12 protein-coding genes are annotated in these 13,965 nt (G+C 71.8%); 8 read left to right on the top strand and 4 right to left on the bottom strand.

All coding sequences use genetic code 11. The annotated features are described in order from the left end of the window. Positions 1 to 4: 4 nt before the first annotated feature. Together ybaK and SALPAC2_RS0112490 are read right to left on the bottom strand one after the other, a co-directional pair. Complete coding sequence (gene ybaK, locus SALPAC2_RS0112495) at positions 5 to 487, bottom strand: Cys-tRNA(Pro) deacylase (RefSeq protein WP_018216993.1); 483 nt, start codon at positions 485 to 487, stop codon at positions 5 to 7. A 9-nt stretch (positions 488 to 496) separates the two neighbouring features. Then, positions 497 to 1,717 carry a class I SAM-dependent methyltransferase gene (locus SALPAC2_RS0112490; RefSeq protein WP_018216992.1) on the bottom strand — a complete coding sequence of 407 codons (1,221 nt, stop codon included), beginning with the start codon at positions 1,715 to 1,717 and terminating at the stop codon, positions 497 to 499. Between the two features lie 306 nt (positions 1,718 to 2,023). Here SALPAC2_RS0112490 and groES point away from each other — a divergent pair, with 306 nt between their 5' ends. From groES to SALPAC2_RS0112475, 3 genes are all read left to right on the top strand, one after another. Next, on the top strand, positions 2,024 to 2,338 hold the full coding sequence (gene groES / locus SALPAC2_RS0112485) for a co-chaperone GroES (protein ID WP_018222648.1): 315 nt from the start codon (positions 2,024 to 2,026) through the stop codon (positions 2,336 to 2,338). Between the two features lie 72 nt (positions 2,339 to 2,410). Next, positions 2,411 to 4,042, top strand: a complete 1,632-nt coding sequence (gene groL / locus SALPAC2_RS0112480; protein ID WP_018216991.1) for a chaperonin GroEL — start codon at positions 2,411 to 2,413, stop codon at positions 4,040 to 4,042. 127 nt (positions 4,043 to 4,169) lie between these two features. Beyond that, complete coding sequence (locus SALPAC2_RS0112475) at positions 4,170 to 5,765, top strand: molybdopterin-dependent oxidoreductase (RefSeq protein ID WP_018216990.1); 1,596 nt, start codon at positions 4,170 to 4,172, stop codon at positions 5,763 to 5,765. A gap of 454 nt (positions 5,766 to 6,219) precedes the next feature. On the opposite strand, the gene SALPAC2_RS27295 is transcribed toward SALPAC2_RS0112475, so the two are convergent. Further along, a complete protein-coding gene (locus tag SALPAC2_RS27295; protein ID WP_018216989.1) occupies positions 6,220 to 6,384 on the bottom strand; it encodes a hypothetical protein in 165 nt (54 codons plus the stop codon). Between the two features lie 139 nt (positions 6,385 to 6,523). Here SALPAC2_RS27295 and SALPAC2_RS0112465 point away from each other — a divergent pair, with 139 nt between their 5' ends. After that, positions 6,524 to 7,330, top strand: coding sequence for a response regulator transcription factor (locus tag SALPAC2_RS0112465; RefSeq protein ID WP_018216988.1), 807 nt, complete (start codon positions 6,524 to 6,526; stop codon positions 7,328 to 7,330). Positions 7,331 to 7,334: 4 nt separating this feature from the next. Here the strand turns inward: SALPAC2_RS0112465 and SALPAC2_RS0112460 are convergent, their stop codons facing one another. Then, positions 7,335 to 7,742 (bottom strand): DUF5319 domain-containing protein, encoded by a 408-nt coding sequence (locus SALPAC2_RS0112460; protein WP_018216987.1) that lies wholly within the window; start codon positions 7,740 to 7,742, stop codon positions 7,335 to 7,337. Between the two features lie 229 nt (positions 7,743 to 7,971). On the opposite strand from SALPAC2_RS0112460, the gene guaB reads away from it, so the two are divergent. The 4 genes from guaB to SALPAC2_RS0112440 are packed head-to-tail and all read left to right on the top strand — an operon-like array spanning position 7,972 to position 13,934. Beyond that, positions 7,972 to 9,534 (top strand): IMP dehydrogenase, encoded by a 1,563-nt coding sequence (gene guaB / locus SALPAC2_RS0112455; protein ID WP_018216986.1) that lies wholly within the window; start codon positions 7,972 to 7,974, stop codon positions 9,532 to 9,534. 33 nt (positions 9,535 to 9,567) lie between these two features. Next, positions 9,568 to 10,731, top strand: a complete 1,164-nt coding sequence (locus SALPAC2_RS0112450; RefSeq protein WP_018216985.1) for a GuaB3 family IMP dehydrogenase-related protein — start codon at positions 9,568 to 9,570, stop codon at positions 10,729 to 10,731. Positions 10,732 to 10,780: 49 nt separating this feature from the next. Further along, complete coding sequence (locus SALPAC2_RS0112445; protein ID WP_018216984.1) at positions 10,781 to 12,199, top strand: M1 family metallopeptidase; 1,419 nt, start codon at positions 10,781 to 10,783, stop codon at positions 12,197 to 12,199. A gap of 43 nt (positions 12,200 to 12,242) precedes the next feature. Next, the gene (locus SALPAC2_RS0112440) at positions 12,243 to 13,934 is read left to right on the top strand and encodes an FAD-dependent oxidoreductase (RefSeq protein WP_018216983.1); all 1,692 of its coding nucleotides are present in this window, start codon (positions 12,243 to 12,245) and stop codon (positions 13,932 to 13,934) included. The last annotated feature ends 31 nt before the right edge of the window (positions 13,935 to 13,965 follow it).

Genomic DNA, 13,965 nt, shown 5'->3' with positions numbered 1-13,965 from the left:
GGGTCTAGGTGGCGGCGACCCGTGCCGTTCGGGCGTTGGTGAGGGCGACCAAGTCCTGCGGGGCCAGTTCCAGCTGGAGCCCCCGGCGGCCAGCCGAGACGTAAATGGTCTCGTGGTGCAGGGCGCTTTCGTCGAGCACGGTCGGCAGGTTGCGCCGCTGTCCTAGTGGACTGATGCCGCCGCGCACGTACCCGGTGGCACGCTCGGCCGTCGCCCGGTCGGCCAGCACAGCCCGTTTGGCGCCCACCGCGGCGGACAGGGCTTTGAGGCCGAGTTCCCCGGTCACCGGGACGACCGCGATGGTGAGCGCGCCATCGACCGCGGCCACCAGTGACTTGAACACGCGGTCCGCCGGCAGGCCGAGCGTCGCCGCGACAAGCGCTCCGTAGTTCGGGGTGTCCGCCGGGACGTCGTACGGATGGGTGCGGTAGCTGACTTTCCGCTTGTCCAGCAGCGTGGTCGCCGGCGTGACCTGTCGTCGTGCCACCCCATCACGCTAGCTGGTGGCCGGACGGCAGATCAGCACCGTGGGGGCGCCGTCCACCCGGGTCAGCACGAGGCTGGCCGGCTGGTCGCCGGTCAACCGCAGGTCGCGGCGGAGCTGCTCCGGCTCGAGGGCCGAACCCCGCTTGCGGATCTCCACCCGGCCGACCCGCCGCTCGCGCAGCAGGGCCCGAAGCCGCTTCAGCGAGAACGGCAGTACGTCGGTGATCTCCAGGCAGCGGGCGAAGGGGGTCGGGGTGGGAGTGTCGGCGTACAGGTAGGCGATTGTCGGGTCGGCGAGCGTGGCGTCGAGGGCGCCGGCCAGCTCGGCGACGAGGTGCGCGCGGACCACCGCCGGGTCCGGGTCGTAGACGTAGCGGCGGACCGGCCCGACCGGGGCCTCGGCGACGCGGGAGCTGGTCAGCTCGTGCGCCTTCGTGGCGGGTCCGACCTGGCCGGCGGGGTCGGTCGGCGGCTCTTCCCGCAGCACGGTCGCCCGGCGGGTCACCGTCGCGAACTCGCCGCACCACAGGGCGGCCTCGACCAGGTCGCCGTTGACGCTGACCCACTCCGCCTCCGCGCCGGGTGGGATCAGTGCGTGGTCCAGGCCGGGTGCCACCTTGACGACCGTCCGCGGCACCCGTTCGGCCAGCGAGAGCACGAAGTCCCACGGCGGGGAGTAGGCGTTCGGGTCGAAGATCCGTCGACCGGAGGCCCGGCGGGCAGGGTCACAGAAGACCCCGTCCACCTGGTTTAGATCGAAGGCGGTCGCGTCCCCCTGGGTGACGGTAAAGCGTTCGGCGAGGCCGGTCGCCTCGGCGTTCGCGGCGGCGGTCGCGGCGGTGAGCGGGTCGGCCTCCACCCCGTACACCCGGATCCCGGCCCGGGCGGCGGCGAGCGCGTCGGCGCCGATTCCGCAGCCGAGGTCGGCCAGGGCGCGGACGCCGCTGGCGCGCACCCGTTCGGCGCGGCGCCGTGCCACCACTTGACGGGTGGCCTGCTCCAGGCCGGCCCGGGTGAAGAACATGTCGGCGGCCACCGGACCGAACTTGCCCACTGCACGACGGCGCAGCTCGGCCTGGGTCAGCGCCGCCGCGGCCAGGTCGGCCGGGAAGCCGGCGGAGCGGAGCGCCGTCGCCGCGGCCAGCGGGTCACCGCCGGCCACCTCGGTCGCCGCTTTCAGCGCTGCCGACCCCGCGGGGGTACGCAGCCGCGCCAGCTGTCCCAGGTCCACCCCGCCATTCTTCCGGCTGGTCGGCGGCGCCCGGAGCCGGGGTGTTGCCGGGCGTGCGCCGGCCCACTCACTCGTCCACGCGACGCGTTGGGCGGTTCGTTGGCACTCTCCTTGACGGAGTGCTAGCCGAGGAATAACCTGCGATTAGCACTCTCGAGGTGAGGGTGCCAACCTCCGGGCCCTGGTGCCCGGCAGGTTAACGCCAGGCGGACCGGCACCCGCGACGACGGCCCCGCCCGGTGGCATGTGGCAGATTGAGCTGGCCGGTTTATCGGTCGGTAACGAAACCAAGTACCCCAGGAGGGTATGCCCGTGACTACCGCGACCAAGGTTGCGATCAAGCCGCTCGAGGACCGCATCGTGGTCCAGGCGAATGAGGCTGAGACCACCACGGCGTCGGGCATCGTGATTCCCGACACCGCCAAGGAGAAGCCGCAGGAGGGCACCGTCCTCGCTGTCGGCCCGGGCCGGATCGACGACAAGGGCAACCGTGTGCCGATCGACGTCAAGGTCGGCGACACCGTCCTCTACTCGAAGTACGGCGGCACCGAGGTCAAGTACGCCGGCGAGGAGTACCTGGTGCTCTCCGCCCGCGACGTCCTCGCGGTCATCGAGAAGTAGGTAACCGAGAGCAGTGTCGTCGCCCCGGTCCGGCTCGCCGGGCCGGGGCGACGACGCTTCGAAGGGACATTCATGGCGAAGATCCTGAGCTTCTCGGACGACGCTCGGCACCAGCTGGAGCACGGTGTCAACGCCCTCGCGGATGCGGTCAAGGTCACCCTCGGCCCCCGCGGGCGCAACGTCGTCCTGGACAAGAAGTTTGGTGCACCCACGATCACCAACGACGGCGTGACCATCGCCAAGGAGATCGAGCTCACCGACCCGCACGAGAACCTCGGCGCACAGCTGGTCAAGGAGGTGGCGACCAAGACCAACGACGTCGCCGGCGACGGGACCACCACCGCCACCGTGCTGGCCCAGGCGTTGGTCCGGGAGGGCCTGCGCAACGTGGCGGCTGGCGCCAACCCGACCGGCCTCAAGCGGGGCATCGACGCGGCGGCCACCAAGGTCTCCGAGGCGCTGCTCGGCAAGGCCGTCGAGGTGTCGGACAAGGCGGCGATCGCGCACGTCGCGACCGTCTCCGCGCAGGACGCCACGATCGGTGAGCTCATCGCCGAGGCGATGGAGCGGGTCGGCCGCGACGGTGTCATCACCGTCGAGGAGGGCTCCACCCTCGCCACCGAGCTGGACGTGACCGAGGGTCTCCAGTTCGACAAGGGCTTCATCTCGCCCAACTTCGTCACTGACACGGAGGGGCAGGAGTCGGTCCTGGAGGACCCGTACATCCTCATCACCACGCAGAAGATCTCGGCGATCGAGGAGCTGCTGCCGCTGCTGGAGAAGGTCCTCCAGGAGAGCAAGCCGCTGCTGATCATCGCTGAGGACGTCGAGGGTCAGGCGCTGTCCACGCTGGTGGTCAACGCGCTCCGTAAGACCATGAAGGTCTGCGCGGTGAAGGCTCCCGGCTTCGGTGACCGCCGCAAGGCGATGCTGCAGGACATGGCGATCCTGACCGGTGCCGAGCTGGTCGCCCCGGAGCTGGGCTACAAGCTTGACCAGGTCGGGCTGGAGGTGCTCGGCACCGCCCGCCGGGTGGTGGTCGACAAGGAGAACACCACCGTCGTCGACGGCGGCGGCAAGGCCGCCGACGCCGCCGACCGGGTCGCCCAGATCCGCAAGGAGATCGAGGCTTCGGACTCCGAGTGGGACCGGGAGAAGCTCGCCGAGCGGCTGGCCAAGCTCTCCGGCGGCGTCGCCGTTATCCGGGCGGGCGCGGCGACCGAGGTCGAGATGAAGGAGCGCAAGCACCGCATCGAGGACGCCATCGCCGCCACCAAGGCCGCGGTCGAGGAGGGCACGGTGCCCGGCGGTGGTGCCGCCCTGGCCCAGGTCCTGCCGGCGCTCGACGATGACCTCGGCCTCGTCGGGGACGAGAAGGTCGGCGTCTCGATCGTGCGCAAGGCGCTGGTCGAGCCGCTGCGCTGGATCGCCCAGAACGCTGGCCACGACGGCTACGTCGTGGTGCAGAAGGTCGTCGACAAGGACTGGGGCCACGGCCTCGACGCAGCGACGGGCGAGTACGTCGACCTGGCCAAGGCCGGCATCCTCGACCCGGTGAAGGTGACCCGCAACGCGGTCGCCAACGCCGCGTCGATCGCGGGCCTGCTGCTCACCACCGAGAGCCTCGTGGTGGAGAAGCCGCAGGAGTCGGAGCCGGCTGCGGCTGGCCACGGCCACGGTCACCAGCACGGCCCGGGTTTCTGACCCACGCCGGACGCTCGGTCGGGGCGTGTCGTCCACAGTGGCGACACGCCCCGACGCGTCTTCCGGACTGCTTACGGAACGCTGACGTGGCTACCGGTGTGGACCGAGATCGGAAACACTGGTCCGCGTGACCAGTACGACCCGTCGCCACGCCGCTTCGGCCGGGGTGATCGCCGCTGCGGTGGCGATCGGCTCGGCGGAGCTTGTCGCGGTGTTGACCGGCCCCCGTTCCGCTCCGCTGGTAGCCGTCGGCGGGCTGGTGGTCGACACCGTGCCGGAGCCACTCAAACAGTTCGGCATCGCGCTCTTCGGCAGCTACGACAAGGTCGCTCTGTTGGTGGGTACGGCCCTGCTGTTGGCCGGCTTCGCCGCGCTGCTCGGCGTACTGTCCCGGCGGCACCTGGCGTACGGGCTGGCCGGTGTCACGGCGTTCACCGCGCTGGGGGCGTGCGCCGCCCTGACCCGCGCCGATGCGGATCTCGCCGATGCCCTGCCGGCGCTGGCCGGGGGCAGCCTCGGTGGGTTGGTGCTCTGGGCGTTCATCCAGGGCCCGCTGGAGCTGGATCCGTGGCCCTGGTCCGCCCCCACCCCGCCGGCCGATTCCGGTGCGCCGGTGGCCGGGTCGGCTGACCGGGAGCAGGCCGCGGGTCCGAGCCCGGAGTCCCGGCGACGGTTCCTCACCGCGAGTGGGCTACTGCTTGGGGCGGCGGGGGCAGCCGGTGTCGGCGGCCGGTGGCTGAGCGACCGGCGGGGAGTGTCGGCGGCTCGGGCGGCGGTCGTGCTGCCGGCCCCGGCCTCGCCGGCCGCCGCGGTGCCGGCCGGAGCCGATCTGGACCTGGCCCAGCTCGCCTCCTACGTCACGCCCAGATCCAGCTTCTACCGGATCGACACCGCCCTGGTGGTGCCGCAGGTAGATCCGGCCACCTGGCAGTTGCGCATCCATGGCCGGGTCCGCAACCCGATCACCCTCAGCTTCGCCGACCTGCTGGCCCGGCCGATGGTCGAGCGCTATGTCACGTTGGCCTGTGTGTCGAATGAGGTCGGTGGTGACCTGATCGGCAACGCCCGCTGGTTGGGGGTGCCGTTGCGGGAGCTGTTGGCCGAGGTGGAGCCGCTGGCGGGCGCGGATCAGGTTGTTGGGCGGTCGGTTGACGGTTGGACCTGCGGCACCCCCACGGCGGTGCTGCGGGACGGCCGGGACGCGTTGCTGGCGGTCGGCATGAACGGTGAGCCGTTGCCGGTCGAGCACGGTTTCCCGGTTCGGATGGTGGTGCCGGGCCTGTACGGCTACGTGTCGGCCTGTAAGTGGGTCACCGAGCTGGAGTTGACCAGCTTCGCGGACTTCGACGCGTACTGGGTGCCGCGCGGCTGGTCGGCGCAGGGCCCGGTGAAGACCCAGTCGCGGATCGACACGCCCCGGCGGCGGAGTCGGCTGGTGGCGGGGGAGGTGGTTGTCGCCGGTGTCGCCTGGGCGCAGCACCGGGGCATCCGGCGGGTGGAGGTCCGGGTGGACGAGGGGCCCTGGCGGGAGGCGGACCTCGCGCCGACGGTCTCGGTGGATACCTGGGTGCAGTGGTCGTGGCGGTGGGACGCGACGCCGGGGGAGCACACGCTTGAGGTTCGGGCCACCGACGTGACCGGTGAGACGCAGACCGGTCGGAGCGCGCCGGTGGCTCCGGACGGCGCTACCGGTTGGCACACGGTACGCGTCACGGTCGGCTGACCCGCCAGGTACGCCGTCTCGCCGCGGAGCCGTTCCCGGCACCGCCGCAGGCCGGTCGGGAGCGATCGCGGGGGTTGACGCCGCCGTGAGGGGGAAAGCGCAGACCCGCCGCACCGCCAACGTGGGGAGACGAAGGTGTGGTGGCCCGGTAGTTAACCTGGGAAGGGAGCCCGGTTATGTCGCCTCAGTCACAGTGCTCAGCCTGCGGGGCGCGGGTCGGTGTGCGGCCTGGCAGTTCTTGCCCACCACATACGGCGATGGGCGGTCGGGGCGACTGCCCCGGAACCCGTAAGCCCACGAAGTAGCGACGGCGCTCGCTTGCCGCATCCCCGTCTGCCAGGCTGAGATGCGGCCGCCTCCCTGGTGACCAGGGCGGACGCTCGGAACGGCGGACGTTCACGGCGGAGTACAAAACGCATCGTGGCTGAGTCGTGACCGGGTCAGGTGCCCGGTGTCACCCGGCCTTCCCCCCAGTCACCGTCACCCATTCCTCCACACCACCCCCGGCGGCACCGGCGGCCACCACGCCCAGGTCAACACCCCGACCCCCGACACCGCGATTCGCCGCCGACCGCGCCAGCGCCTCGGTGTGGCCCGGTTGATCGTGCTGTCTGTCCATCTCGTCGTCCGCTAGGACCGGGAACCGCGGACAACTCGCGGCAAATGCCCCAACTGTCGGAAAAGTTCGAAGGATTGGCGGGAACCCCCTCCCGACCGGACTCCGTCATGGTCTGCTCGTTGACGGAGAGGAGACCACTGTGCGTACGGTTCTCGTGTGCGTTCGGACGCCCTTGGCGGCCCAACACCTGACCTCCGCCGCGGCGCGGCTGGGGCTATCTGGGGCGGTGCGAACTGCCGTCTCCGACCCGGAGGTGATGCTGCGGCTCGCGGAACGCCCCGCCGACGTGGTGCTGGTTGATACGGCGCTGACCCGGCCAGACAGCGCCGGGTTCGTGCGCCGGGTCCTGGCCCGGGCACCGCAGGCGGCGGTGGTGCTGCTGGGCGTCGAGGAGTCCGAGTCGGCGGCGGCGACGATCAGCGCGGGTGCCCGGGGGCTGATTCAGGGCGCCGACCACGACCTCACCAGCTCGGTCGCGAAGGCGCTGCTGCTGCTCTCCGCCCCCGGGCGGGCCAACCGCCACCGGGTCGATCCGGCCCGGGACGCGGCTTCGGTGGGCGGGTCGGCCCGCGCTACGCCCGGTGGCCGGGCTCCTGCTGACCCACCGTCGGGTTGGCCGCCCGGTGCCGCCGAGGGGGCCGGTGGGGGGCCCACCGTCGTACCGGTGCAGCGCGGCGACGATCCCGCCGACCCGGCGGGTGAGCCGGCCATGGTCCCCGCTGGCGGCCCAGCTCGGGAGTCGCGGCCAGCGGTCGGGCTGACCGAGCGGGAGCTACAGGTGCTCCTGGGGATGGCCGAGGGCAAGAGCAACGCCGAGATCGGCCGGGAGCTGTTCGTCTCCGAGGACACGGTGAAGACCCACGCCCGACGACTCTTCCGCAAGCTTGGCGCCCGGGACCGTGCCCACGCCGTCGCCGCCGGCTTCCGCGCCGGACTGGTCGCCTGATTGATCAGCGGCTGGAGTCCGGTTCCTCGTCGGTGCCCTCGCTCAGGGTGTCGTGCACCCCGTCGGCGTACCCGCGGGCATAGTCCCAGGTCACGTAGTGATCCGGATCGGGGTCGTACGCCGGCTCGTGCACCCGGGGGTGCCCGGAGCTGAGTAGGTGGCGCAGGTTGCCACGAAGTAGATCCCAGTCGAAGTAGTGTGGCTCCCGGCAGTCCTCGCACTTGATCACCAGGCCGCGTACGCCGATCGGCGCCAGCAGCGCCTGGTAGATCTCCAGGTCGGCCAGGTCCTCCAGCACCTCCTGCCGCTCGGCGTCGCTCAGTGGGTCGAGCTCAGCGTCGCCGGAACCGGGCTGGCCCGCCACCGGGTCGGCTGGCTCTCCGTTGAAGGGATCGATGGGCTCGTCGTGCACCCCCTCACCGTAGACCCAACGCTCGATCGCCGCCCGCCCTGGGCCGACGTGACCTGCCCGCCCTGGGCCGACGTGACCTGCCTGCCCTGGGCCGACGTGACCTGCCCGGCGGCAGCAGGGGCGCGGCCAGTCGATGGGTACGATGGGCGAAGCGCCGCTACCCGGTTTCTGCCGGTGCCCGCCCGCGCCACCTCGCTGAAGCCCGTTCGAGCAGCTCAGGGGAGCAATCGTGGAAAATTCGCCCAGCACCGTTCAACCGACCGACGCCGAAAGCGGTGAGCTGGGCGGTCACCTGCCGGAGCTGCCCGCCGGTTCGGCGCGGGTGGTTCCCCTCGGTCTGACCTTCGACGATGTGCTGCTCCAGCCGGGCGAGTCGGATGTCGTGCCGAGCCGGGTGAACACCCGCACGAAGCTGACCCGTAACGTCGAGCTGAACATCCCACTGCTGTCCAGCGCGATGGACACGGTGACAGAGGGCCGGATGGCGATCGCCATGGCCCGCCAAGGCGGAATCGGCGTGCTCCACCGCAATCTCTCCGTGGAGGACCAGGCGCTCCAGGTCGATCTGGTGAAGCGCTCCGAGTCGGGCATGATCACCAACCCGGTGACCGCGGGCCCGAACGACACCCTCCAGGACGTGGACACGCTCTGCGGGCAGTACCGGATCTCCGGGGTGCCGGTGGTGGACGGCGACGGGCAACTGGTCGGCATCGTCACCAACCGCGACATGCGCTTCGTCTCCGACCCGGCCACGCCGGTCCGCGAGATCATGACCCGGACCCCGCTGGTCACCGCCCCGGTCGGCGTCAGCAAGGAGGACGCGCTCGGCCTGCTGCGCCAGCACAAGGTCGAGAAGCTGCCGATCGTTGACGGCAGCGGCAAGCTGCGGGGCCTGATCACCGTCAAGGACTTCACCAAGAGCGAGCAGTACCCGAACGCCACCAAGGACTCTGCCGGTCGGCTTCGCGTCGCCGCCGCCGTCGGCGTCGGCGAGGACGCGTACAAGCGGTCCCGTGCCCTGGTGGACGCCGGCGTGGACGTGTTGATCGTGGACACCGCGCACGGTCACCAGCGGGCGGTGCTGGAGATGGTGGCCCGGATCAAGAAGGACGTCCGGGTCGATGTCGTCGGCGGTAACGTCGCCACGTACGCGGGGGCGAAGGCGCTCGTCGAGGCCGGTGTGGACGGGGTCAAGGTGGGGGTCGGGCCGGGGGCGATCTGCACGACGCGGATCGTGGCCGGCGTCGGTGTGCCGCAGGTGACCGCGATCATGGAGGCGGCCCGGGCGGCCCGGCCGGCCGGCGTTCCGGTCATCGGGGACGGTGGCATCCAGTACTCCGGCGACATCGCCAAGGCGCTGGTGGCCGGTGCCGACACGGTGATGCTGGGCGGCCTGCTCGCCGGCTGCGCGGAGAGCCCCGGCGAGCTGATCTTCATCAACGGCAAGCAGTACAAGGCATACCGGGGGATGGGCTCGCTGGGCGCGATGCAGTCCCGGGGCCAGGTCCGGTCGTACTCGAAGGACCGTTACTTCCAGGAGGATGTCACCAGCGACGAGAAGCTCGTCCCCGAGGGCGTCGAGGGCCAGGTGCCGTACCGTGGCCCGCTCGCCCAGGTCGCCCATCAGCTGGTCGGCGGGTTGCGCCTGGCGATGGGGTACGCCGGCGCGGAGAGCGTCGCCGAGCTGCACCAGCGCGGACAGCTCATTCGGATCACCGCGGCTGGGCTCAAGGAGAGCCACCCGCACGACATCCAGATGGTCGCTGAGGCACCCAACTACCACACCCGCTGATCCCCCCACCACCCCCTACCGTCTGGAGTCCCCATGCGTGACGTGGTCGAGATCGGGCTGGGCAAGACCGCGCAGCGCGGCTACCACCTAGACGACATCGCGATCGTGCCGAGCCGCCGTACCCGGGATGTCGATGACGTGTCGACGGCCTGGCAGCTCGACGCGTACCCGTTCGGCATCCCCTGCGTCGGTCACCCCTCCGACGCGACGATGAGCCCGGCCTCGGCGGTGCGGCTCGGCGAGCTCGGCGGCCTCGGTGTGCTCAACGTGGAGGGTCTGTGGACCCGGTACGAGAACCCGGCGAAGGTGCTGGCGGAGCTGGCCAGCCTGGACGCGGACGCCACTGGCCCGTCGCCCCGCCCCACCCGCGCCGGCGCGACCGGGCTGCACCACACCCGGCGGCTGCAGGAGGTGTACGCCGAGCCGATCCGCGCGGACCTGATCGCCGAGCGGGTTCGTGAACTGCGGGCCGGCGGCCAAACGGTGGCGGTACGCGTCTCGCCGCAGCACACCCTGGCGCTCGCCCCGGTGATCCTCGACGCCGGGGTGGACATCCTGGTGATCCAGGGCACCATCGTCTCCGCCGAGCACGTCTCCACCACCGACGAGCCGCTGAACCTCAAGGAGTTCATCGCCGACCTCGACCTACCGGTGGTCGTCGGCGGCTGCACCGACTACAAGACCGCCCTGCACCTGATGCGTACCGGCGCCGCCGGGGTGATCGTGGGGATCGGCGGTGACGACTGGTCAACCACCGAGTCGGTGCTCGGCATCCGGGTGCCGATGGCCACCGCGATCGCCGACGCCGCGGCGGCGCGCCGGGACTACCTGGACGAGACCGGCGGCCGCTACGTCCACCTGATCGCCGACGGTGATATCCGGACATCCGGTGACATCGCCAAGGCACTTGGCTGCGGCGCCGACGCGGTGATGCTGGGTGAGCCGCTCTCGCTCTGCCCGGAAGCGCCGGCCGGTGGCGCCTGGTGGCACTCGGCCGCCAGCCACCCGGCACTGCCCCGGGGCGCCTTCGAGGCCGCCAGCGAGCCGGCCGGCTCGATGGAACGGCTGCTGTACGGCCCGGCCGACGAGCCGGATGGCCAGCTCAACCTCTTCGGTGGGCTGCGCCGGGCGATGGCCAAGTGTGGCTACCGGGACCTCAAGGAGTTCCAGAAGGTCGGCCTGGTCCTGGATCGCTGACCGGGGCGGAGGGACATCATCGCGCCGGTCGGGTGGTTAGGCTCGACCGGTGTGGTCCACCTCCGCCCGGGTTCGACCCGGCCTCGTCGCCGCCGTCGTGGCGGCGACCCTGCTCACCGGCTGCTCCTCCCCGAGCCCGGGCGACGACTTCCGCCCGGGCGCCGTCGAGCTGGGTGACCCGTACGTGCCGGGGGCGGGCAACGGCGGATACGACGTGGAGCACTACCGGCTCGCCGTCGACTACGACCCGGCCAGCGACCGGCTCCAGGGGCAGGCGGCGGTCACCGCCGTCGCCACCCAACCGCTGTCCCGGTTCAACCTGGACCTGCAGGGCCTGGAGGTCACGGCGGTCGGGGTGGACGGGGACCGGGCCCGGCACCGCCGCGACGGCGACGAGCTGGTGGTGACGCCGGCGCGGGGGTTGGCCCAGGGCAGCCGCTTCACCGTCACGGTCGAGTACGCCGGCCAGCCCGGCACCCAGCCGAACGGTCCGCTGGGCGGCGGCGGTTTCCTGCACACCGAGGACGGTGCGATCGTGCTCGGCCAGCCCTACTCGGCCGCCGCCTGGTTCCCGGTGAACGACCACCCGAGCGACAAGGCGACGTACGACATCGAGGTCACCGTCCCGGACGGGCTCGCCGCGCTCAGCAACGGGGTGCCTGGGGAGCAGAGCAGCGCCGACGGCCGGACCACCTGGCGCTGGGCGCAGCGGGCCCCGATGGCGAGCTATCTGACCACCTTGGTGATCGGCGACTACCGGGTGGAGACCGGCACCCACGCCGGGAAGCCGATCGTCACCGCCGTGTCGGAGTCGCTCGCGGAGACCGGCCCGGAGGCCGTCTCGCTGGCCCGTACCGGCGAGATCGCCGACTTCCTGGCCGACCGCTTCGGGCCGTACCCGTTCGACTCCTACGGCGGGGTGGTGGTCGCCGACCAACGGGTGGGGTACGCGTTGGAGACGCAGTCCCGTCCCGTGTACGGCCCTGCCTTCTTCCGCGGTGGGCGGCCCAACTTCGATGTGGTCGTCCACGAACTGGCGCACCAGTGGTTCGGCAACAGCGTGGCGGTGACCCAGTGGCGGGACATCTGGCTGAACGAGGGCTTCGCCACGTACGCCGAGTGGCTCTGGGCGGAGCACCAGGAGGGTCGGTCGGTGCAGCGTACTTTCGAGGACCGGTACGCGGTGACGGACTGGTCGCAGCCGGCCCTGGACCCGGGGCCGGAGCAGATGTTCGGCACCGCCGTCTACCAGCGCGGAGCCCTGACCGTGCACGCGCTGCGGCGGACGGTCGGCGACGACGCCTTCTTCGCCATCCTGCGGGCCTGGACGGCCGAGCGGCGCGACGGCTACGGCAGCACCGACGACCTCATCGAGCTGGCTGAGCGGGTCTCCGGGGAGCAGCTCGACGACTTCTTCGACGCCTGGCTCTCCGGCACCACCCCACCCGCTCTCCCCGAACCGGGCTGAGCTGCCTCTGGCGCGATTGCTACCGGTCGGTAATGATGCGTCTATGCGGTACGACGTGGTCGTCATCGGGTCCGGCTTCGGCGGGGGCGTCGCCGCGCTGCGGCTGGCCGAGAAGGGCTACCGGGTCGGGGTGCTGGAGGCGGGCCGACGCTTCGCCGACGGCGACTTCCCACAGACCTCCTGGCAGCTGCGCCGCTTCGTCTGGGCACCGTGGCTGGGCTGCTACGGCATCCAGCGGATCACCCTGCTGCGGGCGGGCCGGCGCCGGGCCGGTGGCGTGCTGGCGCTCTCCGGCGCCGGGGTGGGCGGCGGTTCCCTGGTCTACGCGAACACCCTGTACGAGCCGTTGGACGCCTTCTTCCAGGATCCGCAGTGGCGGGACATCACCGACTGGCGGGAGGAGTTGACCCGCCACTTCGATCAGGCGAAGCGGATGCTCGGCGTCAGCACGTACCCGGAGACCACCGAGGCGGACCGGGCGATGCGGGCGGTGGCGGAGCGGATGGGGGTCGGGCACACCTTCCGGGCCACCCCGGTCGGCGTGCACCTCGGCCGACCGGGACAGCGGGTGCCCGATCCCTACTTCGGCGGGGCGGGGCCGGAGCGGACCGGCTGCACGCACTGCGGCGCCTGCATGACGGGTTGTCGGTTCGGTGCGAAGAACACCCTGGCCAAGAACTATCTGTGGCTGGCCGAGCGGCTCGGTGCTCAGGTGCACCCGTTGACGACCGTGACCGCCGTCGCGCCGGTCGAGGGGGGCGGGTACGCGGTGCACACCCGGCGTACCGGCTCCTGGCTGCGGGGGCGCTCGCAGGTGATCCACGCCGACCAGGTGGTCTTCGCCGCCGGCGCGTTGGGTACCCAGCGTCTGCTGCATTCGATGAAGGTGGCTGGGGCGCTGCCGCGGCTCTCGTCCCGCCTCGGCACGTTGACCCGGACCAATTCGGAGGCGGTTCTCGGTGTGTCGGTGCCTCGGCGGGCCGCGCGGGCGGCGGGGGTCGACTTCACCGGAGGGGTGGCGATCACGAGCTCGTTCCACCCCGACTCGCAGACCCACATCGAGCCGGTCCGCTACGGCCGAGGCTCGAACGCGATGGGGCTGCTCCAGACCCTGTTGGTGGACGGCGGCCCACGCCGGGTACGCCGCTGGCTGGGCACCCTCGTACGGCGGCCGCGGGCGGCGGCGCAGCTGTTGTCGGTCCGCAACTGGTCCGAGCGCACGGTGATCGCCCTGGTCATGCAGTCGGCGGACAATTCGCTGACCACCCGGCTACGCCGTGGCCTCCGCGGTCGGCGACTCGTCTGCGAACCGGGTCACGGGGAGCCGAACCCGACCTGGATACCGGCCGGCAACCGGGCGGTTCGGCTCTTGGCCGAGGAGATCAACGGGGTGCCGGGTGGTGCGCTCACCGAACCGTTCAACATCCCGGTGACCGCGCACATCCTGGGCGGCGCGGTGATCGGCGCCACCGAGGAGGACGGCGTGGTGGACCCGTGGCACCGGGTGTACGGGCACCCCGGGCTGCACGTCGTCGATGGTGCGGCGGTCTCGGCCAATCTCGGGGTGAACCCAAGTCTGACCATCACCGCACAGGCCGAACGGGCCCTGTCGTTCTGGCCGAACCAGGGGGAGCCGGATCCCCGCCCTCCGCTCGGCTCCCCGTACGTCCGGCTGGCCCCGGTGACCCCGCGCAATCCGGCGGTGCCGGCGCACGCCCCCGGTGCGCTGCGGTAGCGCCGACGGAGACGGCGGCCCGGCGCGGTCG

The organism is Salinispora vitiensis (assembly GCF_000378825.1).
Taxonomy (GTDB): domain Bacteria; phylum Actinomycetota; class Actinomycetes; order Mycobacteriales; family Micromonosporaceae; genus Micromonospora; species Micromonospora vitiensis.
The sequence above is the reverse complement of the archived record's forward strand: the minus strand, read 5'-3'. Positions and strand labels throughout refer to the sequence as shown.